At 60.2% G+C, this 25,992-nt stretch carries 29 protein-coding genes; 19 read left to right on the top strand and 10 right to left on the bottom strand.

The window, feature by feature from the left end; genetic code table 11:
* Positions 1 to 15: 15 nt before the first annotated feature.
* From EEB12_RS09110 to EEB12_RS09095, 4 genes are all read right to left on the bottom strand, one after another.
* The gene (locus EEB12_RS09110) at positions 16 to 393 is read right to left on the bottom strand and encodes a hypothetical protein (RefSeq protein ID WP_084325758.1); all 378 of its coding nucleotides are present in this window, start codon (positions 391 to 393) and stop codon (positions 16 to 18) included.
* A gap of 136 nt (positions 394 to 529) precedes the next feature.
* Positions 530 to 2,017 (bottom strand): trehalose-6-phosphate synthase, encoded by a 1,488-nt coding sequence (locus EEB12_RS09105; RefSeq protein WP_019747461.1) that lies wholly within the window; start codon positions 2,015 to 2,017, stop codon positions 530 to 532.
* On the bottom strand, positions 2,014 to 2,433 hold the full coding sequence (locus EEB12_RS09100; RefSeq protein ID WP_019747460.1) for an STAS domain-containing protein: 420 nt from the start codon (positions 2,431 to 2,433) through the stop codon (positions 2,014 to 2,016). Before EEB12_RS09100 ends, EEB12_RS09105 begins: the two co-directional genes overlap by 4 nt.
* A gap of 259 nt (positions 2,434 to 2,692) precedes the next feature.
* On the bottom strand, positions 2,693 to 2,881 hold the full coding sequence (locus tag EEB12_RS09095) for a PI-type proteinase (protein ID WP_258537466.1): 189 nt from the start codon (positions 2,879 to 2,881) through the stop codon (positions 2,693 to 2,695).
* Positions 2,882 to 3,046: 165 nt separating this feature from the next.
* Between EEB12_RS09095 and EEB12_RS09090 the strand changes: the two genes are divergently transcribed.
* A complete protein-coding gene (locus tag EEB12_RS09090) occupies positions 3,047 to 3,295 on the top strand; it encodes a hypothetical protein (protein WP_019747457.1) in 249 nt (82 codons plus the stop codon).
* 220 nt (positions 3,296 to 3,515) lie between these two features.
* On the opposite strand, the gene EEB12_RS09080 is transcribed toward EEB12_RS09090, so the two are convergent.
* Together EEB12_RS09080 and EEB12_RS09075 are read right to left on the bottom strand one after the other, a co-directional pair.
* Positions 3,516 to 4,007 (bottom strand): hypothetical protein, encoded by a 492-nt coding sequence (locus EEB12_RS09080; RefSeq protein WP_225989303.1) that lies wholly within the window; start codon positions 4,005 to 4,007, stop codon positions 3,516 to 3,518.
* A complete protein-coding gene (locus EEB12_RS09075) occupies positions 4,004 to 4,582 on the bottom strand; it encodes an RNA polymerase sigma factor (RefSeq protein WP_141487658.1) in 579 nt (192 codons plus the stop codon). The genes EEB12_RS09080 and EEB12_RS09075 overlap by 4 nt, the downstream gene beginning before the upstream one ends.
* Positions 4,583 to 4,768: 186 nt before the next feature.
* Between EEB12_RS09075 and EEB12_RS09070 the strand changes: the two genes are divergently transcribed.
* From EEB12_RS09070 to EEB12_RS09030, 9 genes are all read left to right on the top strand, one after another.
* A complete protein-coding gene (locus EEB12_RS09070; protein WP_003943699.1) occupies positions 4,769 to 5,233 on the top strand; it encodes an Asp23/Gls24 family envelope stress response protein in 465 nt (154 codons plus the stop codon).
* Positions 5,230 to 5,514 (top strand): hypothetical protein, encoded by a 285-nt coding sequence (locus EEB12_RS09065; RefSeq protein ID WP_141487657.1) that lies wholly within the window; start codon positions 5,230 to 5,232, stop codon positions 5,512 to 5,514. The genes EEB12_RS09070 and EEB12_RS09065 overlap by 4 nt, the downstream gene beginning before the upstream one ends.
* Before the next feature lie 70 nt (positions 5,515 to 5,584).
* Positions 5,585 to 5,773, top strand: coding sequence for a hypothetical protein (locus EEB12_RS09060; RefSeq protein ID WP_223258031.1), 189 nt, complete (start codon positions 5,585 to 5,587; stop codon positions 5,771 to 5,773).
* 38 nt (positions 5,774 to 5,811) lie between these two features.
* Positions 5,812 to 5,991, top strand: coding sequence for a hypothetical protein (locus EEB12_RS09055; RefSeq protein ID WP_003943629.1), 180 nt, complete (start codon positions 5,812 to 5,814; stop codon positions 5,989 to 5,991).
* Positions 5,984 to 6,376 carry an Asp23/Gls24 family envelope stress response protein gene (locus EEB12_RS09050; protein WP_019747452.1) on the top strand — a complete coding sequence of 131 codons (393 nt, stop codon included), beginning with the start codon at positions 5,984 to 5,986 and terminating at the stop codon, positions 6,374 to 6,376. Before EEB12_RS09055 ends, EEB12_RS09050 begins: the two co-directional genes overlap by 8 nt.
* Positions 6,373 to 6,942: a DUF6286 domain-containing protein gene (locus EEB12_RS09045; protein ID WP_020968731.1), complete on the top strand. Its 570-nt coding sequence runs from the start codon at positions 6,373 to 6,375 to the stop codon at positions 6,940 to 6,942. The genes EEB12_RS09050 and EEB12_RS09045 overlap by 4 nt, the downstream gene beginning before the upstream one ends.
* On the top strand, positions 6,939 to 7,523 hold the full coding sequence (locus EEB12_RS09040; protein WP_141487656.1) for a hypothetical protein: 585 nt from the start codon (positions 6,939 to 6,941) through the stop codon (positions 7,521 to 7,523). The genes EEB12_RS09045 and EEB12_RS09040 overlap by 4 nt, the downstream gene beginning before the upstream one ends.
* Positions 7,524 to 7,929: 406 nt before the next feature.
* A complete protein-coding gene (locus tag EEB12_RS09035) occupies positions 7,930 to 8,193 on the top strand; it encodes a GlsB/YeaQ/YmgE family stress response membrane protein (protein WP_047890188.1) in 264 nt (87 codons plus the stop codon).
* 113 nt (positions 8,194 to 8,306) lie between these two features.
* Entirely contained in the window at positions 8,307 to 8,504 is a 198-nt protein-coding gene (locus EEB12_RS09030) for a CsbD family protein (protein ID WP_019747449.1), read from the top strand.
* Between the two features lie 33 nt (positions 8,505 to 8,537).
* On the opposite strand, the gene EEB12_RS09025 is transcribed toward EEB12_RS09030, so the two are convergent.
* Positions 8,538 to 9,260: a hypothetical protein gene (locus tag EEB12_RS09025; RefSeq protein ID WP_084325756.1), complete on the bottom strand. Its 723-nt coding sequence runs from the start codon at positions 9,258 to 9,260 to the stop codon at positions 8,538 to 8,540.
* Between the two features lie 306 nt (positions 9,261 to 9,566).
* Here EEB12_RS09025 and EEB12_RS09020 point away from each other — a divergent pair, with 306 nt between their 5' ends.
* The 4 genes from EEB12_RS09020 to EEB12_RS09005 all read left to right on the top strand — a co-directional run bounded on the left by EEB12_RS09020 (position 9,567) and on the right by EEB12_RS09005 (position 15,948).
* Entirely contained in the window at positions 9,567 to 11,528 is a 1,962-nt protein-coding gene (locus EEB12_RS09020) for a hypothetical protein (protein WP_141487655.1), read from the top strand.
* Positions 11,525 to 13,258, top strand: coding sequence for a glycosyltransferase family 39 protein (locus EEB12_RS09015; RefSeq protein WP_046378102.1), 1,734 nt, complete (start codon positions 11,525 to 11,527; stop codon positions 13,256 to 13,258). The genes EEB12_RS09020 and EEB12_RS09015 overlap by 4 nt, the downstream gene beginning before the upstream one ends.
* A gap of 46 nt (positions 13,259 to 13,304) precedes the next feature.
* Entirely contained in the window at positions 13,305 to 14,453 is a 1,149-nt protein-coding gene (locus EEB12_RS09010; protein ID WP_141487654.1) for a beta-mannosidase, read from the top strand.
* A gap of 571 nt (positions 14,454 to 15,024) precedes the next feature.
* Positions 15,025 to 15,948, top strand: a complete 924-nt coding sequence (locus EEB12_RS09005) for a UTP--glucose-1-phosphate uridylyltransferase (RefSeq protein ID WP_019747444.1) — start codon at positions 15,025 to 15,027, stop codon at positions 15,946 to 15,948.
* On the opposite strand, the gene EEB12_RS09000 is transcribed toward EEB12_RS09005, so the two are convergent.
* The 3 genes from EEB12_RS09000 to EEB12_RS08990 form a co-directional block, all read right to left on the bottom strand.
* On the bottom strand, positions 15,942 to 16,268 hold the full coding sequence (locus EEB12_RS09000; protein ID WP_223258030.1) for a helix-turn-helix domain-containing protein: 327 nt from the start codon (positions 16,266 to 16,268) through the stop codon (positions 15,942 to 15,944). The genes EEB12_RS09005 and EEB12_RS09000 overlap by 7 nt on opposite strands.
* A 262-nt stretch (positions 16,269 to 16,530) precedes the next feature.
* Entirely contained in the window at positions 16,531 to 18,003 is a 1,473-nt protein-coding gene (locus tag EEB12_RS08995; protein WP_141487653.1) for a glycosyltransferase, read from the bottom strand.
* The gene (locus EEB12_RS08990) at positions 17,997 to 19,466 is read right to left on the bottom strand and encodes a hypothetical protein (RefSeq protein WP_258537465.1); all 1,470 of its coding nucleotides are present in this window, start codon (positions 19,464 to 19,466) and stop codon (positions 17,997 to 17,999) included. The genes EEB12_RS08995 and EEB12_RS08990 overlap by 7 nt, the downstream gene beginning before the upstream one ends.
* Before the next feature lie 872 nt (positions 19,467 to 20,338).
* Here EEB12_RS08990 and EEB12_RS08985 point away from each other — a divergent pair.
* The 5 genes from EEB12_RS08985 to EEB12_RS08965 all read left to right on the top strand — a co-directional run bounded on the left by EEB12_RS08985 (position 20,339) and on the right by EEB12_RS08965 (position 25,977).
* Positions 20,339 to 21,859 (top strand): sugar transferase, encoded by a 1,521-nt coding sequence (locus EEB12_RS08985; RefSeq protein WP_020906564.1) that lies wholly within the window; start codon positions 20,339 to 20,341, stop codon positions 21,857 to 21,859.
* Between the two features lie 88 nt (positions 21,860 to 21,947).
* Positions 21,948 to 23,240, top strand: a complete 1,293-nt coding sequence (locus EEB12_RS08980) for an O-antigen ligase family protein (protein ID WP_020906565.1) — start codon at positions 21,948 to 21,950, stop codon at positions 23,238 to 23,240.
* Complete coding sequence (locus EEB12_RS08975) at positions 23,241 to 23,996, top strand: WecB/TagA/CpsF family glycosyltransferase (RefSeq protein ID WP_020906566.1); 756 nt, start codon at positions 23,241 to 23,243, stop codon at positions 23,994 to 23,996. It abuts the gene before it with no gap.
* A complete protein-coding gene (locus EEB12_RS08970) occupies positions 23,993 to 24,889 on the top strand; it encodes a glycosyltransferase family 2 protein (protein WP_020906567.1) in 897 nt (298 codons plus the stop codon). Before EEB12_RS08975 ends, EEB12_RS08970 begins: the two co-directional genes overlap by 4 nt.
* Complete coding sequence (locus EEB12_RS08965) at positions 24,886 to 25,977, top strand: glycosyltransferase (RefSeq protein ID WP_141487651.1); 1,092 nt, start codon at positions 24,886 to 24,888, stop codon at positions 25,975 to 25,977. The genes EEB12_RS08970 and EEB12_RS08965 overlap by 4 nt, the downstream gene beginning before the upstream one ends.
* The last annotated feature ends 15 nt before the right edge of the window (positions 25,978 to 25,992 follow it).

Below are 25,992 nucleotides of genomic sequence, written 5' to 3'. Positions count from 1 at the left end.
TCCATACGATGCCGTTCAGGATGGAGTTTCGGTACGGGTAGGGTCGCCGAAGTCCGCGTCGGCGGAGATCTTGTTGCCTGCCGCTTCGATCTGTTCGAGCACGGCGTCCAAAGCATCGACCAACCATTGATGCGACGCTTCCGCGAGGAGGCGATCCGGTGTGTCGGTGTTTTCGGATTGGAAGAACCGCACCAGCCACGATTCTCCGTTGTCGGGTCGATCGGAGAGTCCGGCCGCGGTATTGGTCGCCAGAAGATAACGGTTGTATTCGAGATCGACACGAATGGCGTACTCGCCGAACAGGTTCACCACATTGGCCGGCCGATGAGTAGCAGCAGCGAGCGCGATGAGAGCGTCGTTGTAGGTTTCGGAGTACTTCACCGTGAGGGGCATGGTCGGCCTGTCTTTCTGGGCCGATGCAGCATTGCACGGCTATGTTGAGGAGATCAGTTCGCAGCCGCTGCTTGACGATGAACTGAAACCAATCCTAGCTCGAGTCTCCGCTCACCCTTGACGCAAGCCCACGGGGTCAGTTGTTGCGTGCAAAGTCAGACTCGCGCTCCGTGACGAACTGATTGTCCGGGCGCGGTTCGGGCGGCGAAAGTGCAGTCAGGAACGACTCGGCCCACTGATGCACATCATGCGTCATGACCTGGCGATGCAGCGCAGCCATACGGCGACGGCCCTCTTTCGGATCCTGATGAACTGCGGTCAGGATTGTATTCTTCACGCCGTCCAAATCGTGCGGGTTGACCAGGTATGACTGTCGTAATTCCATTGCAGCACCGGTGAACTCGCTGAGAACGAGAGCGCCTCCGAGGTCGCCTCGGCAGGCCACGTACTCCTTGGCCACCAGATTCATCCCGTCACGCATCGGCGTCACGAGCATGACGTCGGCAGCGACGAACAGTGCGATCAGTTCTTCGCGGTCGACCGGCTGATACAGGTAGTGAACTACGGGGCGGCCGATCTGACTGTGGTCGCCGTTGATGCGGCCCACCTGTTCCTCGATGACACTGCGAAGGTCGATATAGTGTTGCACGCGTTCACGACTGGGCGTGGCGAGCTGCACCATCGTGTACTTCTCCGGATCCAAGCGGCCCTCGTCGAGGAGTTCCTTGAGGGCTTGCAGTCGCAGGTCGATGCCCTTGGTGTAGTCCAGGCGGTCGACTCCCAGCAGGATTTTTTCGGGATTTCCGAGCTCTTCCTTCAATTCGCGTGCGCGGCGCAGGACCGATTCGCTCTTCGACTGGCGCTCCAGCTCGGCCGAATCGACGGAGATGGGAAATGCCCCCACCTTGACGACGCGAGAGTCGAAATCCACATGCCCGAGCGCACTTCGAACACCGACGCCCGCGGTCGTTGTCTTGAGTCCGAGTAGTTTTCGGGCCAAAAACAGGAAATTGTTTGCGCCACCAGGCAAGTGGAAGCCGATCAGATCGGCGCCCAGCATTCCCTTGACGATCTCCTTGCGCCACGGAAGCTGCATGAAGAGCTCGACCGGAGGAAACGGAATGTGAAGGAAGAACCCGATCGTCAGGTCCGGGCGCAGTTCGCGCAGCATTGCCGGCACGAGTTGCAATTGATAGTCCTGCACCCAGACGGTGGCTCCGTCCGCGGCGCAACGGGCGGTTTCCTCGGCGAACCGCTGGTTGACCGCGACGTACGTGTGCCACCACGACCGTTCGAACGTCGGTGCCACCAGGACGTCGTGGTAGAGCGGCCACAGCGTGTCGTTGGAGAACCCCTCGTAGTACTCGGCGAGGTCCTGAGAGGTCAGCTCGACGGGAAACAGACGAAGGCCGTCAACCACTATGGGATCTACCTTCTCGTCCGCGACGCCCGGCCAGCCGACCCAAGCGCCGTCTCGCTGTCGCAGGATGGGTTCGAGAGCAGTGACGAGTCCACCCGGACTTCGCTTCCAGTTCTTGCCACCGTCCTCGTCGGTTTCGAGATCGACGGGTAGTCGGTTTGCGACGACGACGAATTCGGAGAGCTTTTCGAGATCGGTACTCACGCCGACATCGGCTCCGCCAGGGTCTCGTCCAGCACGGTGGTCGAGGACAGGTATGTGACCGCCTCGGCTGTCGAGTCGGTGAACACGATGTCTGCGTCCATCTTCAGAAGAGACAGCGGGCGCCTGACGGGGTGCGCTGCGACGAGCGTCCAAGGAACGCCGAGCCTTCGTGCCTTGGCCGACAGAGTCTCGATGATGGAAAGACCTCCGACGGAGATGAACTGGACGTCCGAGCAGTCGAGTACGAACGGGTGACGCTCACCGATCAGGTCGTCGACGCAGGCAGCGAAATCAGCTCGGGACCGGACGTCGATCTCGCCGCTGACCACGAGTGATTGAATGTTTTCCGCACACGTCGTGGTGAATGTGGGGGGACTGTCCGTACGCTCATCTGTAGTTCTCGAAAACTCGTTCATCGAAACTCCTGACGGATTGCTCGAAACGGTTCGTTCGAACGGTCTGGTTCGAAACGGTTTCGTTCGAAACCGGGAAACGGCACGGGAAGCAACGCACGAACCGTGCTCGTCTTCAACGGCTGGGTACTCAACCGTGCTGAGTGCCTACCTTACCGCATCGCGAAAACCCAGGTGAAAAGCGTTAGATCCGTAAGGATTTCAAGGACCCGTGAGCGTCGGCCCACGGGACCTTGGTCCCGATGACTGAGCTCTTGCGCGATCAGTCGGTGTCGGTTGCCGGGCCGGTACTCGAGGCTCCACCCTCGTCGGCCCACGTACGCTCGCCCGACGGATCGGTCTGAACGTCCTTGTGTGCGGCATCGGCCCCGGTTCCGGGACCGTGGTCGGTGCCGGTGGTCTGCGGCTCGTCCGTCTGATCAGTGCGGTCGGTGGAATTTCGTTCAGTCATGGTGGCTGCGTCTCTCTGAAGGTTGGTGTTCATGTACTTGTCGTTTCTTGCTCACCCGCGAGGGGTACTCAATAGGGGTAGTACGTCACGTCGAGTCAGTACGTCACGTCGAGCCATACCGGCAAAGTCAGCTGTCACCGAAGCAGGAGATTTCACGTGAACCATATGACCGTGACGACCGAACACCTGCGTGCACTGCTGGGCAGCGGGCCCCATTCGGAATTGGTAGCGGTTGGGGGTGAGATCGAGATCTACGTCCCCGATGAAGAAGGGTTCGGCCTCGATGGTATCTCGCTTGTCACTCGCGAGCAGTTGGCCGAGCGCCTACCGTCCTCGCCCGACAACCCCGACGAAGGTGAACTACGTATCGCCGCAGAATCGTTGAGCGAGATGATCGCCGAACTCGGCGGCTGAAGTCTGAAGTTCGGGGCAGCTGACTTCAGATCTGCGGGATCGGATCCGGGGGATACGGGTTCGGTGGCGTCGGAGTCGGTGGCACGGGCGGGGGATTCAGCGGATCGGGTGGTGCCGGCGCGGGTGGTGTCGGCGACCCCGGGTCGGGGACGGGGCCCGGATCCGGTGGTGGGGGCGTGGTCATGAGTGCCGGGTTCCCAAACACTTGCCGAACAAACACCTAGTGCTCGGAGTGGCTTTTGGTGTTCTCCTCGGCAGGTAGATCATCCACGATGTCGACTACGGCGATGTGGACGCTCTCTGCAGAGACGGGTGGGTCCATGTCACCGAGGATCAGGTGAACGACATCGACGACGGTGAATCGAACCCGGTCCGACAGTTCGGCCAGATCCACTCCGTATGGCGCTGCCAGTTCGATACGTAGTGAACGTATTTCGTGGCCGTCGACGAAGAACTCGATACTGCTCGGCGAGCAGTGGTGTCGAGAACGTATCTCGGCGGCCAAATGGGTGCGGAGTACGTGATCGCTCACCGACACCGTGCCTAGACGTGGACCTTCGGACGCGTGTGCGTCGAGCGGCCAACCGGACGCCGAGGTCGACCGTAGCGCCCGGATCACCTTGTCGCTGATTCGATCCCAGCCTGGCTCGGGAGCGTTCCGCAGGACGTCGGATGCGTGCGCCATCAATGCGTCGGTTCGTGATTCAGTCATCGCCACCTCGTCATTCGTTCACTCAGGTTAGCCCGTGCACGATGGTGATGCCCTCGCACTGCATCCGGAGTGAGTCTCAGAATCTTGCCGATTTGAACGAACGTGAGCATCTCCACCTCTCGCAGCGTCCAGGCCGCACGCTGGCGATAAGGCAATTCACCCAACGCTTCTTCCAGTGCCTCCAGGAACGCGGCGTTCGAGGTCGTGTCGAACGGGCCGGCCTCGGGAGACGGCACGAGAGGATCCAGCAGCTTGTCGTCGATCGGTTGCGCTCTCTTGATTCGATAGCTGTCCACGATCTTTCGGGAACAGATCGCGAAAAGCCATGTTCGCATCGACGATTCGCCACGAAATGAATCGAGTCGGCGCCACGCGGCCACGAAGGTGTCCTGGACTACCTCGAGAATGTCGCCTTCATCTGCGAGCATTCGACGCGAATAGCGGTGAAGTGCAGGTCCGTAGTAGTGCACCAGTGACTCGAATGCTTCTCGGTCGCCGAGTATCGCAGCGTCCACCGTTGCGGTGTCCAAGCCGTCAGGTGCTTCGGTGAGCCCCTGTGTGTGCGGTAACGCCACAGTCGCTCCTCTCGCGGAAATGCGGAAAACTCGGCTGCGTTCGAAGATTGTTCGCCCGGCCGGGGCGTTGAATGTTACGGACAGTAACTAACAAGTGTCAGTGATGCACGTCACCTGACTGGGGCATTCGGTTTTGCCTTCGAGTGACGACTACACAGGTAGATCGATCAACAGGAGGAGATGACAATGGTCAGCACACAGGTTGCGACAGCATCTACGAAGGATGTTGCATCATCGAACGACTCGGCTCTCGTGAGCTCTCAAGGAAAGACGTCGATCGCCGACACCGTTGTCTCGAAGATTGCCGGCATCGCCACGCGAGAGGTGAGCGGTGTGTACGACGTCGGCGGCGGAGCGTCCCGGGTTGTCGGGGCACTGCGCGAGCGGATCCCCGGCGCGAGTGTCAACCACTCCCAGGGAGTATCGGTCGAGGTCGGCGAAAAGCAGGCAGCGGTCGACATCGACATCGTGGCCGAGTACGGCGTATCGCTCGCCGATCTGGCCACCGGCATTCGCCGCAACGTCATTGCGGCGCTCGAACGGATGACGGGTCTCGAAGTGACCGAGGTGAACATCACAGTTCACGACGTCCACCTCGACGAGGGCAGCGACGACGAAACCGGCGAGCCCAAGACTGCACGGGTGCAGTGAGTTCCGAAATCGCTGACACCATCGCGGCGGCTGTGACGGGGGTACCTGGGGTCGCCTCGCTTCATGCCGGAATGTTCGGCGAGGTTGGCACGTACCTCCCCGGTCGCCGCGTCGTCGGCGTGCGGATGACGGAGTCGTCGACAGACATCCATGTGTGCATCTTCGCCGACGCCGCCGTTCGAGACACGGCTTTACGTATCCGCCAAGCGGTTTCAGGACTCGTTACAGGCCCCGTGAACGTGACAGTGGAAGACGTAGTCGGTCGTGGACGCGATGCCTGAGCACTCTCGGGGTTCAGTTCCCGATCGACGATCCGCACGCCGAGAGGCGATCAGGAACTACCACCCCGACGTGGGCGGATCTGCCGACGCGCTCAATCGAGCACTCGAACGCGTCGACCGGGACTTCGCATCCCCGATCGGTGTGGTTGTGCGCACGTCGCTGCGCGGCACGATGCGACAGATAGCCAAACCCGTTCGGGCCCAGTACACGCGGGTGCGCGCTCGGTTTCCGGGTGCAAAGACCTACACCGAGATCTGACAGGCACCATCGAACATCATCCACAACGGAGGATTCACATGACCACCTCGACTGTCGGCCTACTGGCAGGACTACTTCTCGGAGTCGCAGCTGCTGCAGGCGGTTTCACCGGATTCCTCATCGCTCTGGTTCTCGGTGTGATCGGATACCTCGTCGGTGGTCAGCGTGACGGCGAGTTCGATCTCGGTGTGATGCTGAAGGGTCGCGGACGTGGCTGAGACAGCTCGACCGGAGTCGTCTGTGCTTGGTGAGCCGGGCGATCGCGGAACCCTGACGATTCGAGACAGAGTCGCGCAGAAGTTGGTTCTCGAGGCGACGCGCGGAACCCCGGGGGTGCGCCATCACGCCGCCGGCATGGACAAACTGACCGGGCGCGAATTGCCGAGGGCGCGAGTGCTGGTATCCGGCAAGCGGGTACGGGCCAAGGTGGACATCGCGATCGAGTGGCCCGGATCCTTGTCGGTCATCGGTACCGCGGTGCGAGAGAACGTGACAACCCAGTTGCAGTCTGTATCGGGCCTGGACGTAGACGGCGTGGACGTGGCGATCGTGAGCGTTCTCCCGGCATCGACCAAGCGTGACGCGGGAAGGAAAGTGCGATGACCGCCGACAAGGTCGCACCACCCACTGCCTCGAGGGCTGCTGCTCCTGTTCCCCTTGCGGCGCCCGGATCGGCCGTCACGGGATTCCTCATCGCCGCGGCGCTACTTGCGCTCGGCGTGGTCGGCGTCCGCGACGCACTGGTGGACACCGGCGTGATCACCGGGTCGCAGTGGATACCAAGTGCTGCCGCATATGTGGACGGGCTCGCGTACCAGGGTTGGATGTTGCCGGCGGGGATCGCAGCCGTCGTTCTCGGCCTGTGGTTCGTCATCCTCGGACTCAAACCGCGCCGAAAGACTGCCAATGCCTTGGTCGGAGTCGCGAATACATGGATCGATCCCGCCGATGTAGCGGCGATAGCGTCTGTTCGCGTCGAGTCACTGGCCCAGGTTCGATCCGCTTCGTCACACGCGACCCGGCGCAAGCTGGAAGTGAAGGCCTCGGTCACGCCCGATGGAGCCGCGACCGCTGAATCGGAGATCCGTGCGGTGCTGGGGGACTTGGCCGGGTCGCTGTCACCATCGCCGCGAATCAAGGTTCGTATCCAGACGGGATCGATGTCATGACTCGGACGGCGACGGCGATGGATCGCGTGGCGACATGCGTGGTGGGGATGCTCGCGGTAGCGCTGGGAGTTGCAGCGATCCTGTGGAATCTCGACGCGATCAAGGATTTCCCGGCGCGTATCGAGATCCCGTGGGCTGAAGATCTTGTCGATCACTCGTGGTGGCCATGGGCTGTCGGAGCTGGGGGAGTATTGCTAGTCCTCCTCGCGTTGCGGTGGTTGATCGCGCATGTGCCGCTGCGTCGGGTGAAGGAGATCACGGTCCCTGGGTCGAACTCACACAATTCCATCACCGCGGATCTGGGTGCGGTGGCGGAAGGGGCGAGCGCATCACTGGAGGACTTCGACGAAGTGTCGCGTGTCCGAGGAAAAGCGTTGCTCGATCGTGGAGTTCGCACGATCGATTTGCGAGTGACATTGAGACGTAGCGTCGTATCCGGATCGGAAACGTTGTCCGAGTTGATTTCTCGCGTCACTGACACGGGGGATCAAGTCGAGTCGATGTTCGGTGATCCATCCGTCGCGACCAGAACTCATATCGCCGTGGAAAGCGCGAAACGCGATGAGCCGAGAACTCTCTGATCAATCGAGGTTTGAGCCTCCCGGTGACCGGGTATTGGTAGACCTCCCGATCGTGCACAGAGTCATGGATGTTGCTGTGGCACTGTGTGTCACGGTGCTCCTTGCGACCGTCACTTCGATGGCGATCGCGATCGTAGTGACGCTGATCATGTGCGCGTCGGTGAGTGTCGTTTCTCGTATGTGGTGAATCGCCAGTCATTTTGGTTCTGTCGTGAACACCTGATAGAAAGGTAAGCAGACAATGTGGCTGCTACTGAGTGCACGATCCCCCGCGTCGTGCGGCGGAGAGTCCGGTTGTGTGCAAACACAACCCGCGATCACGGTCTAGTTGCGCGGGCCGATCGCTCGGAACTCTCCCTTCACCGGCAGTCTCTCATTGCGCCGTCCCTTACCTCAAGGAGTCACAATGCTCTCACTCGGAATCATCGCCTGGATCATCATCGGTGGACTAGCGGGTTGGATCGGCAGCAAGATCATGAAAACCGATGCGCAGCAGGGGATCTTCCTCAACATCGTTGTCGGTGTGATCGGCGGCCTGATCGGTGGTTTCCTGCTTCGAGTTTTCGGCGTCGATGTCGAGGGTGCAGGCTGGATCTTCAGCTTCCTCACTTGCCTCCTCGGCGCCGTCATCTTGCTGTTCCTGGTCAAGGCAGTCACCGGAAAACGCTGACACATTTGTCCACGCAGTTCGAGTTCGACTGAATCCCACGGCCGAATCCCACGGCCGAATCCCACGGCCGAACGCACGACCGAATCCACACCGAATTCAAGAAGGAGAAACACATGTCTGACTTCATCGACAAGGCAAAGCACCGCGCTGAGGATCTCATCGGCGAAGCCAAGGAAAAGATCGGAAATGCCACGGGCAATGACGATCTGGCTGCCGAAGGTGTTGCCGATCAGGGTGAGGCAAAGGTCAAGAAGGCCGGAGACACTGTCAGTGACAAGGTCTCGGATATCAAGGACAAGTTCACAAGCTGAATGAGTTTCGGCGCGGTTGACCGGCATGTCCGGTCAACCGCGCTTTTGTGTGTCTCCTCGGCCGTTGCGGCTACCGCGATACGCGAACTTGCGCGTTTCCGCGAGCCACTCCGGAAGCATGCGCATGTGGGCCGGCCTGTTCAGAACCGGATCGAAGGACGGCTGGAGGCAATCCGGGTGGTCCTCGACCTCGTCGAGACAGAGATGCCCGATCGGTATCAACTGAAGTTGAATTCTCGCGAGGTACACGGAGAAGTGCAGAGGGGAATGATCGACCGCCGTTTTCAATGCCGACAAAGAAGTGCCGGTCGGGTGGACGCCGCGCGGTGTCACGATCAGCCACGCCGCGGCCCCGCCCGCGCGTGAGTAAGGGACCAGTGTGCTGTATCTCGCGCCGTTCCACGAGAAAGCCGGAGCTGGAAACATTTTCGAGAAGGTAGAAAGTCCTGATGTTGCGAGAAGAATGTCCCACGGGTTTTCATCTGCGCCGACATCGTGCAACCGAAGCGCCAGGCCAAGTATGTCGGGTAGGTCTCCCGGAATTCCGAGTGCTTTCGACATTCGAGCGGTGACGGTAATCGTCGACGACTCCGTTACCGGCCACCATGGGGTGGCCGGCTTCAATGTTCCCTTCAGTTCGATCCCGTGCGGGTGAAAAACCCTGGCCATGCGCAGCGATGATGCGAAGTGGAATGGTGCGCCGACCAGCTTTCCGATCGCGCTCTTGCCGGCGGGGATGATCGAATTGAGCGTCACAGCTTCCTTATCTGAGAATTCTCCGCCCCCCGAAGCGCCCAGACTGGACGGACGTTCAGGCGTGTTGACGGGCTTGCGGACGGTTTCTTTCGGCTTCCCAGCGGCAGCGATTGCTAATCATGTGACGCGCCGTAACAAAAGTCTCGCCGGTCGGGATAATTAGCCAAACGCACAAATTGGTCGTTATGGTTCGTTTGTCCGTAACGGTGCGATCGGACCTGCGACCGTCGCGAACTGGCGAGATTGCTACTCGTGATTTGTGTTTGGTGATTGCGCGGAAACAAGAAATGTCGAGGAGACACGCTGATGGGCCACTCTCGAACCTGGCTGACGCGCGCGCTGGCAATGCCGGTGGCTGTCGCGGTGACTTTGTTGCTTCCTCTCGGCAGTGTCGCGTCGGCCCAGGATTTCGAGGACGACGCAGATACTTCGGTGGTCGCCGCAGCCACAACTCCGATCTCCTTCACCGAACTCGGCCGAGGAACGGACATCGTGTTCTCTTCCGATGACGCACCAGTGTTGGTGACCGTGCCGGTGCCGGACGGACTCACCGCAACAGCCGTGACCGGAATCCTGACCGCCCCGACCGACTTCAGTAGGGGCTGGCTCGAAGTGACTTCGGACGGCAGATTGGTGAGCCGCGTCGACTTCGACGCCGGGCAGGCCGGGACCGGGTTACCGATTTCGGTTCCCTTGCAAGGTCTCGAAGTGGTCGACCGTAGCGTGACCGTGTCGATGATCGCTCACCTCGTTCCCGTCGACGACCGCTGCTACGACCGAACGAGATACCAGCCCCTCGCGCTCCGGGATGCCTTTGTCGCCTACGACGGTGCAGAGCGGCAGCCCACAACTGTTGCAACCTTCTTCCCGCCGATTTTGAGGAAGGCAACCATCTACGTCACGGATGGTTCGTCAGGGGCGCAGCAGAGTGCGGCTTTGCAACTGAGTGCAGCGATTGTCAACAAGTACGGAAGTCAGCCTGATGTCGTGGTGGTGGAGCAGCTGCCGAACGGTCAGAGTCTGCCCTCCGCTGAGCCGGGACTGTTCGAGAGAGCTGTAGTGCTCGGTAACAGTGGGGACGCCGGCATCGATCTCGCGACGGCGCCGAATGGTTCACCCGTGCTGCGGATTTCAGGGGATGACAAGACTCTCGTTCCTCAGGTCAGTCTCTTGGCGGCGAACTTCGACGGCTACTGGGCGGCGAGCAGAGCGCTGGCGTCACCGGACAACACGGTTGCCCAGATTTCCCAGGACGCCATCACCGTCGGTGAGCTCAAGCTCGGAACGCTGACGACTTCCGGTCTCAATCACATCGAGGTCGACGTCCCGTTCAGTCAGTCGCAACTGGGGCGCCCGATGAAGGATGTCTCGGTGCGAATGATTGGTTCCTATGTCCCGCTACCGAATTCGCGTAACGGAGAACTGTCGATCTCACTCGGGGATAGACGACTCGCCTCGCAGACGGTTAACGAGACAGGGCGCTTCGACATCGGCGTCGATGTTCCGAACGAACTCCTGCGTCGCGACTTGACGTTCGAGGTCTCGATGGATGTGACCGGCGACTTCCAGTGCGGCACCAGTAGCCCTTCTTCGCTCACTGTCGATCCGGCCAGCACCATCACGTCCACTACCGGATTCCCGCCGACGCCTGGAGGATTCCAGTCATTGCCTCAGTCGATGCTGCCCACACTCGATGTCGGTTTGAGTCACGGTGATTTCGCAGATCTCGTTCGAGCCCAGCGCCTCGTTGTCGCGATGCAGCGGTTGAGCTATCTGCCGCTGCAACCGCGCGTGCTCCCGTTCGGCGACGCGGCGACCAGTTCGCTGCCGGCGTTGTTGATCGCAGCGGACGGGACGCTGCCCACTCCGGTGGCTCTACCCATGGACACGGCAGATCAAGGACTCCTGCGCTTGCAGGGTCTGGAATTCGGTGGACAATACGGTGCCTTGCAGGTGGTTTCGGGTTCGCACAACGAAGTAGTGGCGCTGACGTCTGAGGGTGATGCGGCCGATGCCGACGGTCTGCTCAACTGGTTGGAAGGTGGGAAAGACCGGTTCGCAGAACTGACCGGCGATCTACTGGTCGCACCTCGCGGAGGTGAGCCGTTCGACGTCGGAGTCGACGTCGCCCCGTTGGGCACTGCGACCTCGGCCGAAGAAGAGACCGGACTGAGCGCGGTCACGATCGGCTGGATCGGATTCGGGACCGTGGTTCTGATCGCTGTTGCCGTCGGTGGTGTGCTCGTGGCTCGGCGTCGCGGACAGTGACCGTCACCGATCGCCCGGCCCTGTCCGTCGCGGTCCACGATCTACCGGGCCGGAAGCCATGGCGGATGTTCGTCGTGCTCTTCGCGATCTACACCGCGTTGGGCGTGTGGATGAACGCGGGTATCGGGTTCATCTTCACCGATTCGCTCAGTCGTGTCGCCGCGGTGTCGGCGATGCTGCTCAGCCGTGATCCGCACTTCGCGGCGATCGGATTCGTGTTCACCCCGTTGACGGCGGCAGTCCAGATTCCGATGGGCCTGATGGGTCACTGGTGGCCGGATCTGCTGCGGTGGAACATCACTGCGGTCGTGATGTCCGCGGCCTTCATGGCTGGCGCGGTGATTCAGATACGCGGGATCAGCCGCGACCGTGGGTGTCCGCGATGGGTCACCGTCGTCCTTACCGTGCTGTTCGCTGTCAATCCGATGATCGTCATGTACGCGGCGAGCGGAATGAGCGAAGCTCCGTTCCTCTTCTTCGTTCTGTGGGCGACACGTCGACTGATTCGGTGGATGCGCAGCGACGACGTACACGACCTCATCGGTGCGGGCCTCGCGTTCGCTCTGGCGTACCTCACTCGATACGACGCATTGGCACCTCTGTCTGTCGCGGTGGTGCTGGTGACCGTGGTGAGTTGGCTTCGTTTTCAACCGACAGCGGAGGAGCGGGGCGAGGGCGCGGGACCTGGCTTGCGGCTCTGGGCAGCGGCGCTCGACGGCGCCGTCGTGCTGATGCCGGGTTTCCTTGCCTTCGCCTTGTGGTCGTTTGCCAGTTGGCTCATCACGGGTCAAGCGTTCCAACAGTTCTCGTCGGTGTACGGGAACAGTTCCATCCTGGAACAGGCTGGTGCCGGAACCGACTCACCGGTTGCCCGCCTTGCGTTCTCGATTACCGAAATGGCCGTACTCGGGCCGGCGCTCCCGGTGTTCGTGGTTCTGGCAGTCATCTACGCACTTCGGCGGCGCGACACCGAAGTGGTGGTGCCTCTTGTGCTGTTCGGCGCCATCCTTGGAGCGCAGACGTTGCTCTACCTGATGGGATCGACGTTTCCTCTTCTGCGCTTCTACATTTCGATCATTCCGCTGTGTTTCGTATTGGTCGTCCTGATCGCTCCTCGCGGAGCGCCGGTCATCACGCGTCGACCAGGGGCTGCTGCGTCGCGCTCGGTGTCGACGTACCCCGAGCAGGCGGGACCGTCTCTACCTCTTGTGATCTCCCTGTGCTTGCTGGTCGGGTCGACGCTGGTCACGTTTGTCGCGATGGGTAGTGCGCGGATCGCAGTGCTCGAGCATTCCATTGCCAGCGCGATCATTCCGGGCCGCCAGAACCTGGAGGAGCAGACGAATCTACGCACGTTTGCGGCCGAGCGTCGCATCGCCAGGTACCTGGACGACTTGGCTCTGCCGGAGGGGTCGGTTCTGCTCGACACCGTGCAGAGCTATGCCGTCGTGGCGTCGTCGAACAACCCTCGGCAATTCGTCGTGCCTTCCGATGCGGACTTCGTGCGCGTACTGAACAACCCGGCCGAACATCACGTCGAGTACATCCTGTCGGTTCCGAACACCGGTCGCGGTGTGTCGGACGCGGTCAATCGGCGTTATCCGACGATGTACGACACCGGTGCCGGCGGTGTGGGAGCACTGGTGCTCGAGGTGCCCAACGACGGCGGCATGGACCCTTCGGCCTGGCGTTTGTATCGCGTGACCGGTGAACGTCAAACGGGTCGATGAGGGAATTCGTGTGGGAGGATTGTCCGTATGACGTGGATGGTTGTAGATGTCTTCTGAAGAAGCGCGTCCGCGTGTGCGTGGCACAGTGCGTCGCCGTATCGCTGCCGCTGTAGTCAGCTTTGCAACCGTCGCGGTCGTGACAGGAATGTTCACGACGCCGGTGGTTGCCGATTCGCCCAAGACGGTTCGGGTCGGAGCGTCGTCGAGCGGACTGACACTCGACGGACAGCCGTGGTGGCCCACCGGGCTCAATGCTTATCAACTGGCCACTGATTGGTCGGTGAACTTCGGCTGTGGCGCGATGGTCGATCTCGATGCCTACTTCGGTTCTCTGCCACCGAATTCCGTCACGCGTTTCAACGCCTTCCAAGCGCTCGCGGTGAACAAGGTGTCCGGGCAGATGGATTTCGGACCGATGGACGCGGTGTTCGACGCTGCGGCGCGACACAACCAGTTCACGATTCCGGTGCTCTCACCACAGGACAGCGGGTGTGATGACGGGCTGTTCAAATCCAGGGACTGGTACACCGACGACTGGAAGGTTGCGAACCTGATCCCAGGTCGAGCCACCATGAGCTTTCAGGACTGGATGCACACCGCCGTCGGCCGTTGGAAGAACGAGCCTTCCGTCGCGGCGTGGGAATTGGTGGGGGAGCCGGAACCGAGCCTGTGTACCGACGCCGCCTGCAATTGGTGGACAAGAACGTGCCCGTCTGATTCCGCGCAGGTGTTGCGGGAGTTCTTCGACACGGCAGGCGCCGAACTTCGGGCGATCGATCCGAACACCCCGATCACGGCCGGATACGTCGGGGGCGGTCAGTGCGGCACTGCTGGTGACGACTACCAATACGTGAGCGAGTCCGACTTCGTCGACATTCTGCAGTATCACGACTACGGAGCAGACGGGGTTCCGCTTCCGGGCGACCAGTGGAACGGACTGGCGCGTCGCATCGAACAGGCCACGAACGTCTCGAAGCCGTTGTTGGTCGCTGAGACAGGCGAATTGGCGGGCAGTTGTGAATCATTGGCAACCCGAGCCACGAATATCGAGACGAAGCTGACGGGGCAGAAGGCGGCCGGCACGGCCGGAGCTCTCCTGTGGGCCTTCGTACCGGATCCGCGGCCGAACGAGTGCACAATGGACATCGGGCCCGACGATCCACTCTTCGACGTGATCGCTTCACTGGCAAGTTAGGACACTGCTGGTAGTCCACTAGGAGTTCCGCCCAGTGGGAGTATGGTCACGATCTGATAACAACCTGAACCTGGCGTTGTGACGTGATGACCGTATTTCGTTTGCATCCAATGGTATTCAGTGGCATTCACCTGCGGATAACCGAACTTGAAGGCTTGTGGAGTCGCACGGGACCATCGATGCGACGCCTCCAGGACCTACGTCCGGGTCGGCTGGGGACGGTCCGGTTGAGGTCCTGAGTTCGGAAGTTGTGTCGTACCTGTCTCTTTGGCCAGTTGCTACGTCCCGCCGTGGTCAACGTCGAAAAAGGATCTCAACCGTTCGCTGCGGTAACGGGTAGTGCGCGGAGTGCCGTGTGCCCTTCGTGGAAGTGACATCGAGGGGTGCTGTGTAGCTCTCGCGCGCAACGAATTCCGAGTTCGGGTCAACTTGCGACGGCGTCGGTCGCCCGGTAGACCTTGTGCGCAGGCTGTACATGCGGTGTGAGCTTCGGTCGTCGGAATGAGGGGACGATCGCTGCATGCGCGTAACGGTAATTGTGTAAAACATCGCGTGAGCGGAGAGGTGAACGATGACTGGGTGCGCTGAACGGGCTTTCAAGACTGCTGTGGTGCCGGCTGCCGGGATGGGGACTCGCTTCCTCCCGGCCACCAAGACGGTTCCGAAAGAGTTGCTCCCCGTGGTCGATACACCCGGGATCGAGCTGGTCGCAAGCGAAGCGGCGCAAGCAGGCGCGGAACGTCTGGTGATCGTCACTGCGCCGGGCAAGGCATCGGTCGTCGGGCATTTCGTCGAGGATCTGGTGCTCGAGGGCAAGCTCGCCGCCAGCGGGAAGCATCATCTACTCGAGCGTGTGCGTCGGGCTCCAGGCCTGATCTCGGTGGAGCCGGTTGTGCAGGAGTCTCCGCTGGGATTGGGACACGCTGTCGGTCTTGTCGAATCGGTGCTGGATGCGGACGAGGACTCGTTCGCGGTGCTGCTTCCGGACGATCTGGTCCACCCCTGCGGTGTTCTCGACGCGATGGCGAAGGTGCGTGCCGAGCGAGGCGGTTCCGTGTTGTGCGCGTTCGACGTCGCGCCGGATCGTGTTGGTGCTTACGGAGTATTCGACGTCCAAGCGCCTGTGGAGGGCGGTGATCCCGATGTGCTTGCCGTCGTCGGCATGGTCGAGAAGCCCGCACCAGCGGATGCTCCATCCACTCTCGCTGCGGCCGGACGCTACCTTCTCGATCGCGCCGTGTTCGACGCGCTCAGACGAATCTCGCCAGGGCAGGGTGGCGAGCTGCAACTGACGGATGCGATAGCGCTGCTGATTGCAGAGGGGCATCCGGTTCATGTCGTCGTCCATCACGGAACGCGTCACGATCTGGGAAACCCGGGCGGATTTTTGCGGGCCTCTCTCGATCATGCGCTCAGTCGCACCGAGTACGGACCGGAATTGAGAGTCTGGCTCAAGGAACGACTGGATCAGCCGGATCCGCAGCTGACCTACTGACTTGCGAGGCTATGCGACGCGGAGCGTCTCGCCAGTTCATCGAGGAGATCTCGGGTGCTGAGTGACGACAGTGAAATCGGCTTGTCGTCCAGACCCGACTCGTCGGGTGTCATGTAGCCCGCCGCGACAAGAATTTCCTGTACGTGGACGTCGAAGACGCGGCAAGCAGTTCTGATCGTGTCCTGCGTGGGAGGGCGTTTCGCGGACAGCCACCGACCGAGCTCGGAGGGGCGTATTCCCAGCGCACGCGCAGCATCGGCTACGTCTGTTTCTTGGCGAAGTTCCAGTTGATGCTTCACCCATTCCGAAAAACCGCTCATACCGGTCATAGTGCCTGAGTGCTGCCCGGTAAGCCAGTGCCGTCTCGGCACTTAAGGCGCTCGACGGCCGATCTGTGATCATTCGGCAACCAATCACCGCGGTTCTCGCGTACCGGTAGTTAAGTTTTGTGACTGGATTGTGTGTTTACCGCGACCATCTAGCTGTGTGTTTTCCGTTGAAACCCGAAATCGGGTGAAATTGTGGGTGAGGCGGACCAGTAGACATAACTCACACCTGTGTAGAACGTGAAGGATCGCGTTGTCACGTGTTCAGACCGTGGAAGGTTTTTTCCCAGTAGGACGGGTTGCGAATCAATTGGTAGGTCCCCTTGATCGCCGCGATGCTCATCAGCACCCAGTACAACGGAGCAGTCAGGCAGGCGAGGAGGAGCATCGCGTTTCGCGTTTCTCGGCACGCCACGAGGTTCATGTAGAGAACAGCGGCGTTACCGAATGCCAGAGAGATCAACGCGGGGAAATAGACGTAGTTGGGGAAGACCTGGTGGATCACTTCAGGTTGTCCGAGAATCCAGTCCAGACTGATGAGCCAGAACACCATGTTCAAAGTGGCGACCAAAGGTGTGCCGGCCATGAGAATCGTGAAGCGGAGAAATCCGATCGGGCCCAATCTTCGCCATAATTTCACGGGTTGGCGCATATGGACGAGCCACGTCTGCAAATAGCCCTTGTACCAACGCGAGCGCTGTCTGATCCAGTTGATCGTGTCACTGTTGGCTTCTTCGAGCGTGGTGGAATTCAACACCGCGGTGCGGTAGCCGCTCTCGGCAATCCGTACCCCGAGGTCCGCATCCTCCGTGACATTGAAGGGATCCCACGCACCGATCTCGTCGAGGACGCTACGTCGTAGGTGATTCGAGGTACCGCCGAGAGGAATCGGTGAATTGCTCCGCATCAATCCAGGGAGGATGAAGTTGAACCACAGCGCGTAATCGGCGGTGAACCACGCGGTCAACAGGTTCTGAGTTCCGTTGTGGAATGCAAGTTTGGCCTGAACACAAGCAGTGTTCTCGGGAAGTTTCGCGAAAGTTGCAACTACTCGCCGTAATTGGAGTGGGTCGGGGGAATCCTCGGCGTCGTAGATCGTGACGATCTCGCCCGTCGAGAAATGCAGACCGTAGTTGCATGCTTTCGGTTTGGTTCGTGGATCGGCCGCGGGCACCTTCAGAATGCTGACGACCTCGTCCACGCCGGCGGCAAGAGCGGCTTCGATAGTGACGGCGTCATCTTCCTCCAATAGGAGAAGGACTTGCATCTTGTCTTCCGGATAATCGATCGCTCGCATGGCTGCGATGAGGTCGCCGACGACTTCAGGCTCGTTGTATGCGGGGACCAGAATGGTGTACGTGGGAAGGTCGTCGTATGAAAGAGCCAGTGCCTCTTCGTCACTGATCGTCATGATCGAGGACGCATCGAGACCCCTCGTGAACAAGATCAGACGGTCGACCATCGCCCAGATGTATCCAATGGTGCAGATCAGTGTCAGCGCGATGAGAGTTGGGACGAGGAAGAACACGAGGCTGACGACGACTAGTGCGAAGCCTGCCAACAACGTATTTCGCTGCCACGGATAGAAGGCCACGGAGGCGGACGAGATCGGATGGCGCTCGCGTAGACCGTTCACTGCATCGTGCAGGGCGGCCTCGCGGTACTCCGCTGTATCCGGGTCGCCGCTGACCACAACACTGTTGGACTGGCTTCGGTTTTCGTTCACCACGTCTGAGCCTCCACGAGTAGTCGAGCGAGTGCTTCGAGCATGTCCAGGTCCTTGTACTCGGATTCGGTGTCTTCGGTCGAGGTTTCACCACGCAGTAGAACGGCGAGGGTATTGCTACCGTTGGACGCCATCGACGGCTTCGGTTCGGGGAAGTAGGCGTCGGGGTCGTGATTGTCGACGCTGATCAGGCTGACTCGCTGCGCGGCTCCGTCGCCCCGCGTCCAGACGAAATTGAGATTGCTCCATGTGAGAAGGAGAGCGTCGTCGACGATCGTGTACATCTCGGCGACGATCCCGTGCGGCAACTCCACCGTGACCGTCGGGCTGACTCTCGCGTTCTCCAGGTCGTAGGTGGTCTTGCTGGGGTACACGGCGAGCGTGGAGGGCCGCCGGGCCTGGACGACGTCAAGCTGTACCGTGCGAGGCCGCATCTGCGCGTCCCAAGCGGGATTCGGAGTGTCGGCCCGAATTGTCTGACGGCTCAGTTCGGAGGTGCTGCCGAAGTACCGACGGGGCCAGTCGTATTCGGATGCTGCAATCTGATGCCAGCCCAGTGGAACGACAAGTCGAGGATCGGCCGTAGCCGGAGGCGGACCGACGTTGACGGTCAAACTTGTCGGTGGCAGCGGTGTGAAGAACATCAGCACTGCGGCGGCAAACACCGCAAGGATGGTCCAGTTGCTCGTGGCTGTCGAAGGCTTTCGGAGTGGTCGATCGAACGGTTTGAGCGACTTTCCCCGGCGTTCGTACAGATAGAAGGCGCCACCGACGACGATTGCGGTTCCGAGCGCCGGAAACAACTGCACGGCGAAAAGCGGAGCAGTGGGATACTTCTGAATCGTGACGTAGAGAACCACCACACCGAGCACCGTTGCGGCGACAAAGGCGATCGCCCCTCGCCTCCACGTTCTACTGACGGCGATCGTGGTCGCGGCAGACGCGACCAGCACCATGAGGACGCTGTAGTCGAAACGGGTCCCGCCCATTTCGGTCGCGATGGCGCGGTAATGTAGCGGCGCCAAGATGACCGGGACCACCCAGATTGCCCAATACCGGTTGACCGGACGGAGGCCGAACATCAGAACCGCTGCGCTCCAGACGAATACCCACGCTGCGATCACGTCGATATGCATCAATTCGTAGGTCTCGGCAAAACGCGGCAGCAGGAGCGCTTGGAGTCCCAATGCGACGAAGAGGCCGATGCAGCCGACTATCTTGTCGGTCTCGCGATCGTGAATAGGAAGCTCCGGGCCGCGCCTCAAGTCTGTTCCGACGGCGGCAACCAAACACAAGAGCGGTAGAGCGAAGACGTAGCCGATGGCAGTTCCGCTGGCCGTGCTCTGCCAAAGCTTGGTCCAGGTGGGCCAGAATGCAAAGATCGTGGCGAGCGCGATCATCAACCACCGCACTGCGAGTCGAGGAATGATCCCGGACTCGGAGCGGATCTCACGAATCTTCAACATTTCCAGTTCCATTCGCTTGCTACCCGACATCTGCGTGCGATTCGAGGCTGCGCACCGCTAGGGACTGCCGACCATCGCCGTCGGTCCGGCGCCACATGCAGACATTACTTGATCAAGACATATCGCCCTCGCCACGTCGAGGCGCCGGTCTCTGAGCAGTCCGGCCGGAGGTCTCACGCGCTCGAATCTCACATAGTGGGAAGTTTGAAATCTTTTTTTCGCTTCCCAGTGCGGGCCTTGGCCGGCCGGATGGCATGACAAGATTTTCGGTCTGCCGAATTACTCCGTATCGAAGGGTAATTCACTTTCGGATTGCAGAAAGTTCAATCAAGTTCCGCGGATTCGACCTACGGGGACATAGGTCCCCAGCGTGCAGGGACGGTTCTCGGTTGCGTGGATGTGGGTCCAGTTACCCATGCGAAAGAACTGTGGTCAGCAGTGAGAGGCAATGTCCGCTTTGTGAGCTATTGCGGTCGTCGGGACCTAAGCCCTGGAGGTTTCCGTGCATTCGCTGAATAGCTGAATTATAGCTACCAATTGGTAACTACATCGCAAATGGCACCGTGGCTTTACGGCGATCGAACGTGAACGATCGTCCAACATTCTTCGGGTGTCTGCTGGGAAGAAGAATTGCCGGTTAGAGTCTTGACCTGCAACATTATTCGAATTGAACTCCGGCCTTCGAGATGTTCTCATAGTACTCACGCGGCACGTGCAATGCCTCCGGATTATCGAGTTGCAACGTTGCCGACACCTAAGCGGAACATTTGCTCTTCTCCATCTTTTTAGTTGCGCCTGGGGCTTTCGGGTGCAAACCGGAATTCCGAAGAACGGTCGGGGCCTGGCGGCTCGCAAACGGGAAGGTTGGTCAGATGTCGGCATTGGACATGTCCATGGCGCCGTCGCTCGGGTATCGGCGTCCGCGCATCGTGCCGGACTCCCGTGCGGAGTTTTCCTCGCGTGCAGCGTGGCAGCATCGATACATACGTGCTCTGACAGTGACGGATTCGCTGATTGTCGTTGGTGCGGTTTCGGCCGCTCAGTGGCTTCGATTCGGCGCAGCGCCGACCGCCGTCGACGCTCGTGAGCTCGGGCAGTTCAGCTACACCGGTTTGTCCATCGGTGTGGTGGTCGCGTGGCTGGCGACGTTGCAGATATTCAGGACGAGATCTGCGAGTGTGATCGGAAGCGGTCCGGAGGAGTATCGACGAATCCTGGTGTCCGCGATGAGATTGTTCGGCGTCATTGCGATCGTAAGCCTTCTGCTCCGTCTCGATATCGCCCGGCTTTACCTTGCATTCGCGTTTCCTGTCGGCCTTCTCGCGCTGCTATTGAGCCGTTGGCTCTGGCGCGGGGTGATCGTGCGGAGGCGTACTCGTGGTGAGTGCCTCACATCTGTACTGGTGGTGGGCAGCAAGGATGCCGGCGCTGAACTCGCACGAAACTTCGAGCGAGGTAGCGCAGACGGTTTCCGTGTGGTCGGAGTGTGTGTGCCGGGGTTCCTTCGGCGCGCGGACGAGTCCATCGCGGTCGACGGGCGTGACATACCGCTCCTCGGCGGTGAGACATCGGTAGTCGAAGCGCTGGAACTTGTCGGCGCAGACACCGTTGCCGTGACGGCAACCGAGCATCTCGGCTCGGATGGCATCCGTGCGCTCGCCTGGGATCTGGAATCGCGGGACGTAGATCTGGTCGTTGCGCCCAGCATCGTCGATGTGTCGGGGCCGCGCCTGTCGATGCGGCCGGTGGCTGGTCAGCCTCTGATACGCGTCGAGCGTCCGAAATATCATGGTGCGCAACGCTTTGCGAAATCATCGTTCGATGTGATTTTTGCTTCGCTTATCTTGGTCGCCATCGCACCTGTTCTCCTGGTGGCAGCTGTGGCGGTCAAGATCTCGAGCCCGGGCCCGGTGTTGTATCGAGCGGAACGAATGGGGCTGGACGGGAAACCGTTCCCGATGCTCAAGTTCCGTTCGATGGTCCAGAACGCAGACTCGCAGGTGGCATCGTTGATGGCCCAGAACGACGGCGCGGGTGTGCTCTTCAAGATGCGCGACGACCCGCGCGTTACACCGGTCGGGCGCTTCTTGCGCCGTTACTCGATTGACGAGCTGCCCCAGTTCGTCAATGTTCTTCGGCGCGAGATGAGCGTTGTCGGCCCCAGGCCGCCGCTGCGTCGCGAGGTCGAGGCCTACGACGGAACTGTCAGTCGCCGACTTCTTGTCAAGCCGGGGATCACAGGGCTGTGGCAGGTCAGTGGGCGCTCGGACCTTTCTTGGGAAGAGACTGTACGACTGGATCTTTCGTACGTCGACAACTGGTCGCTCATGGGTGATGTCTTGATCGTCGGCAAAACGTTGAAAGCGGTATTGGCCAGTGACGGCGCCTACTAGTTTCCCGCTTACCGATGCCCGCAACGAAATGACTGGCGCGTCGGCGCTTCGCGCTCCGAGCGAATCGACGAACGATCACAGCCGGAAGATGTCGAGCGCCTCCTGGGTAGGCATCGTTGCCGGTGCTGCCGCGGCTCTTACCGGAGTTTCTCTGCCTGGCCTGCCCTCGACGGTCAATGCATCACTGCCAGTCGCAGCGCTGGCTCTGGTCATTGCATGCCTGGCATCGCCGCGGGGAAGCATGGTTCGGTTTCGCTTGCGGGCGTTGGATGCATTCCTCCTGCTGTACGTGACGGCCATCGCGTTGGTCGAGTATTTCGACGTAACCTATTCGGACGCCGCCTTTTCGCTGTCGACGATCCTGAACCTGGTCGGTGTGCTTGCTGTGTACTTCGCGTGCCGACTGGTCGTGACGAGCGCAAACGACGGTCTCCGTGTGCTCCAGGGCGTGTTCATTGCAGCGATTCCGGTTGCAGTGCTGGGAATCTCCCAGATGCTCGGCGGCCGTCAGGTCAGCGAACTTCTGGTGAGATTCACCATTGCACCGGGATTGCAGGGCAGGCTTGATCTCGGATGGCCATTGCGCGCCACGAGCACCCTTGGCCACTGGACGGCGCTGGGTGGATACCTGGCCATCGCAATCGCCATCGGCTGTTATCTGATTGTAGAGAAATCGGGTTCGCAGCTGATCCCCAAGCCTTTGGTTCTCGGCGTTGGCATCCTCTTCGTCGCTCAAGTGTCGACATTCACGTTTGCGCCGATCTTGGTCGCGATCGTGACGATGCTCTACACGGCAGTGCAGGTCAAGATTCGATTCATCGGCCTTCTCTCTCTGGTCAGTATCGGGGGCGCGGCATATTTGCTGTTCGACGAGCAAGTTGGCGATCGACTGACCTCGCAACTGAGCAGCCCGTCCAAAGATGGTCTCCCTCCCTGGATTCCAGAGACCATCAGATACCGCGTCGGGATCTGGAATAACGAGACCGTCCCGGCCATCCTGGACAGTCCGCTGTTCGGGCACGGGGCGAATGTCTACAACCGCATTTCCACAGGGACGGCACCTTCGACGTTGCGATGGCCGTCTCCTGAATCCGAGTGGATGAGAACGGCTGTTGCCAGTGGTGTTGTGTTGGCTGTGCTGGAGGTGGCACTTCTCGTCTACGCCGTCCGTAAGGTATGGACGGCCTCGGACCTACTGGGCGTCACCAGTTTTCGCACAATCGGAATCGCACTCGTCGGGATTCTCGTCATTTCTTCCTTTCATTCGCATTTCAGTAGCGGGTCGGTGGCGATGATGTTCTGGATGGTCGTCGCCGTTGTTCTGAGTACGCAGGATTCTTTGACTATGTCGGGCAAGAACAACTATGGGCGGGTCAGTTGAATGGATACCATCGATCTGTGGGGAATACGCGTGAAACCCTGTGCGCCCGATGATGTCATCGAATGGATCAGGAACAATCAGGGTGAAAAGAAGGTCTTGCTGAACCATAATCTGCACAGCACGTATCTCCACCTCACGAATGAAAAGTTTCGCAGTCTCTATTCCAGTTCGGATCTGACTCTGATCGACGGGATGCCGATACTGGCGGCCTTGGCAATTCGCAGATTTCGGAGACAACAACCGTCGCTGAGCGTGTCGCAACGCTGTGGTTCGACGGACTGGATTCCGCTGGTCGGTGACATCGACGATGGGATTCGTATCGCGGTCATCGGTGCCAGCCCGAGTTCCAATTCATCTGCTGTGGATGCGATTTCAAGAATGGCGGAGCATGGCGAAGTTCGAGGGTGGAGCGGATACGCGGGCAAGGAAGCGCTGATTTCCGAAGGCTTCGAGTCCCTGCGCACATTTCGACCAGATCTCGTATTGATCGGATTGGGTATGCCGATCCAAGAAGAGTTCTTGCTCGATCACTGGGATGCATTGCCCACCGCCGTTTTTGCAACTGTAGGCGGGGCCATAGATCAACTGTCCGGACAGCAGCGCCTGGCTCCTCGGTGGACAGGCAAGTTGGGTATCGAATGGCTGTGGAGGCTGGCTTCGGACCCGAAGAGGCTTGCGTCGAGGTATCTGGTGGAGCCTTTCAAGCTGATGCGTGTGACTGTCGAGTTTCAGTTCGAGAGACGAGGAATTCTGTGACCGATGGAGTAAACGACCAACTGGTCACCGTCGTAATTCCGTCGCTGGGGCGGAGTGAACTGGTTCGCACGATCGAGAGTGTTCGGAACCAGACGCACCGCGATATCGAAATCATCGTCGTGCTGGATACCGCCATGGACGAGGGTGGCACTGCAACCGGTGCGGACATCGTGCTGACCACCGGGGGCGGTCGAGGTGCAGCAGTGGGAAGAAACATGGGAGTCGCAGCGGCTTCCGGACGCTTCGTCGCGTTTCTCGACGACGACGACTGGTGGGAAGCAACCAAGATCGAGAAGCAGATCGCCAGTATGACTCGACAATCAACCGAGTTCTCCTACACCGCAACCTACTTCCACTCAGGAAACACAGTGCGTACTCTTCCGATCACTCGGTACGGTGCGGGCTCGTCGATGGGCGACTACCTGGTCTTGCGGCCTGGGTTGCGGCACGGGCACGGATACGTGCAGTCGAGTTCGATCATGCTGACTCGTCGACTCGCCCAGCACGTCGCCTGGGACGAATCACTTTCCAAGCATCAGGATTGGGACCTGGTGGTTCGGCTCGAGGAAGAAGTAGGCGAGAAGGTGTCGTATGTGGACGAGCCTCTCGTTCACGTCCAGCAGGCCAGCAAGAGTTCAATTTCGACTGTGCGGAATTGGAGGCGAAGCGTCCCGTTCTACGACAAGCACGCATCGTCGTTGGGGAAGACGGCGAGGGGCGACTTCATCGCCACGCAAATACTGAGATCTGCACTGGCTGCCGGCGACGGACAGGGAATCGTGTACGCAGCATCCGGGCTTTCGAAGGCCCGTGTTCATCCGGCGGCACTGATCGTCTCGCTCTACGGTGCGGTCGAGTTCGGGAAGCGACTTCGTCAGCGGGTGGCGTCGTGAGTCGGAAAATCGTGGTGTGGGATCCCAATCCCTTCAATCCCTACGGGGTGGAAGTCGCCCGAGTGATTGCGGATACGCATGAGTCGGTGCTTCGCTTCGGCCGGCGCGGTCAGGGGATCACTCACGATCTGGTCAGATCCGTCGGTCTGCTCCCTCCGCCTGCAGCAGGCTCTCGCAACATCTGGGTGCTGGTGCAGTACCTGGCGGGGCTTGCGGCATTTGTCGTATACGGAATCGTTCGACGGCCACTCGTTGTGGTCTGTTGGATGAATTCCGAATTGGAACGACGAATCATTCGTGGGCTTCAGTTTTCGGGATGCCGGACGCTCGTAGTAGTGCACAATCCCGTCAAGAGTCGGGACGATGCGGACGATCACCCGATCATCCGTTCCATTCGTTCGGGCGCGAGCGGCTTGTTGGTTCACGACTCTTCGCTCCGTGCGGGAGTCGGAGAGTATGCGAACGTCCTGGTCGCCGCGCACCCCGCCTACCTTGCGTGGTCGGAGTCCACGGAAGGAGCGATGCGCCTTCCTCGAGATAGTTCGTCGGCAGCCCTCTATCTCGGAAGTGCTCGCGCAGACAAGGGATTCGACGTGTTGCCGAAGCTGGCGGAGGATCTGGCGCATCTGAACATCAGGCTGCAGTGTGCAATCGGAAGGCTGACATCTGGGGAGAACGACCTTCTCCGTCGATCCGAGAACATCGATGTTCTGGCCGAACCGTCTACACATATGTCGGATGTGGACGTACGCCGATACATGGAGTCCTCATCCGTGTTGGTGGCGCCATACCGGGATGTCACTGCATCCGGAACCATCTTGATGGCACTCACAGTGGGATTGCCCGTGGCCGCCTTCACATCGGACGTTCTCCTGGAAACTCTTTCCACCGACAGCCTCGCAGATACCGGAGACACGAAGATGCTCGCTGATTGTGCTGTCCGCGCAAGCGAGGCGGACCGCGCTGTTGTTGCAGAAAGCGCTCGCAATCATGACATCCGCGCGACGAGGGAGTGGGCGCTTGCCGTCCGCGCGGTGCTCGACGAGACGATTCCTCATGTTCCCTCGACTAGGGTCGCGAATGTCTGAGGTCGAGGTTGTCAA

It is taken from the genome of Rhodococcus sp. WS1, from assembly GCF_003797745.1.
GTDB lineage: Bacteria > Actinomycetota > Actinomycetes > Mycobacteriales > Mycobacteriaceae > Rhodococcus_F > Rhodococcus_F erythropolis.
This window is presented reverse-complemented; position numbering and strand designations above follow the sequence as displayed.

What these genes read in the sequence shown, in the direction of transcription:
- EEB12_RS09110 (WP_084325758.1), bottom strand. Translation starts at nt 393, where the DNA reads ATGCCCCTCACGGTGAAGTACTCCGAAACCTACAACGACGCTCTCATC.
- EEB12_RS09100 (WP_019747460.1), bottom strand. Translation starts at nt 2,433, where the DNA reads ATGAACGAGTTTTCGAGAACTACAGATGAGCGTACGGACAGTCCCCCC.
- EEB12_RS09095 (WP_258537466.1), bottom strand. Translation starts at nt 2,881, where the DNA reads ATGACTGAACGAAATTCCACCGACCGCACTGATCAGACGGACGAGCCG.
- EEB12_RS09090 (WP_019747457.1), top strand. Translation starts at nt 3,047, where the DNA reads ATGACCGTGACGACCGAACACCTGCGTGCACTGCTGGGCAGCGGGCCC.
- EEB12_RS09080 (WP_225989303.1), bottom strand. Translation starts at nt 4,007, where the DNA reads ATGACTGAATCACGAACCGACGCATTGATGGCGCACGCATCCGACGTC.
- EEB12_RS09070 (WP_003943699.1), top strand. Translation starts at nt 4,769, where the DNA reads ATGGTCAGCACACAGGTTGCGACAGCATCTACGAAGGATGTTGCATCA.
- EEB12_RS09055 (WP_003943629.1), top strand. Translation starts at nt 5,812, where the DNA reads ATGACCACCTCGACTGTCGGCCTACTGGCAGGACTACTTCTCGGAGTC.
- EEB12_RS09045 (WP_020968731.1), top strand. Translation starts at nt 6,373, where the DNA reads ATGACCGCCGACAAGGTCGCACCACCCACTGCCTCGAGGGCTGCTGCT.
- EEB12_RS09040 (WP_141487656.1), top strand. Translation starts at nt 6,939, where the DNA reads ATGACTCGGACGGCGACGGCGATGGATCGCGTGGCGACATGCGTGGTG.
- EEB12_RS09035 (WP_047890188.1), top strand. Translation starts at nt 7,930, where the DNA reads ATGCTCTCACTCGGAATCATCGCCTGGATCATCATCGGTGGACTAGCG.
- EEB12_RS09030 (WP_019747449.1), top strand. Translation starts at nt 8,307, where the DNA reads ATGTCTGACTTCATCGACAAGGCAAAGCACCGCGCTGAGGATCTCATC.
- EEB12_RS09020 (WP_141487655.1), top strand. Translation starts at nt 9,567, where the DNA reads ATGGGCCACTCTCGAACCTGGCTGACGCGCGCGCTGGCAATGCCGGTG.
- EEB12_RS09010 (WP_141487654.1), top strand. Translation starts at nt 13,305, where the DNA reads ATGTCTTCTGAAGAAGCGCGTCCGCGTGTGCGTGGCACAGTGCGTCGC.
- EEB12_RS09005 (WP_019747444.1), top strand. Translation starts at nt 15,025, where the DNA reads ATGACTGGGTGCGCTGAACGGGCTTTCAAGACTGCTGTGGTGCCGGCT.
- EEB12_RS09000 (WP_223258030.1), bottom strand. Translation starts at nt 16,268, where the DNA reads ATGAGCGGTTTTTCGGAATGGGTGAAGCATCAACTGGAACTTCGCCAA.
- EEB12_RS08990 (WP_258537465.1), bottom strand. Translation starts at nt 19,466, where the DNA reads ATGTTGAAGATTCGTGAGATCCGCTCCGAGTCCGGGATCATTCCTCGA.
- EEB12_RS08985 (WP_020906564.1), top strand. Translation starts at nt 20,339, where the DNA reads ATGTCGGCATTGGACATGTCCATGGCGCCGTCGCTCGGGTATCGGCGT.
- EEB12_RS08980 (WP_020906565.1), top strand. Translation starts at nt 21,948, where the DNA reads ATGTCGAGCGCCTCCTGGGTAGGCATCGTTGCCGGTGCTGCCGCGGCT.
- EEB12_RS08975 (WP_020906566.1), top strand. Translation starts at nt 23,241, where the DNA reads ATGGATACCATCGATCTGTGGGGAATACGCGTGAAACCCTGTGCGCCC.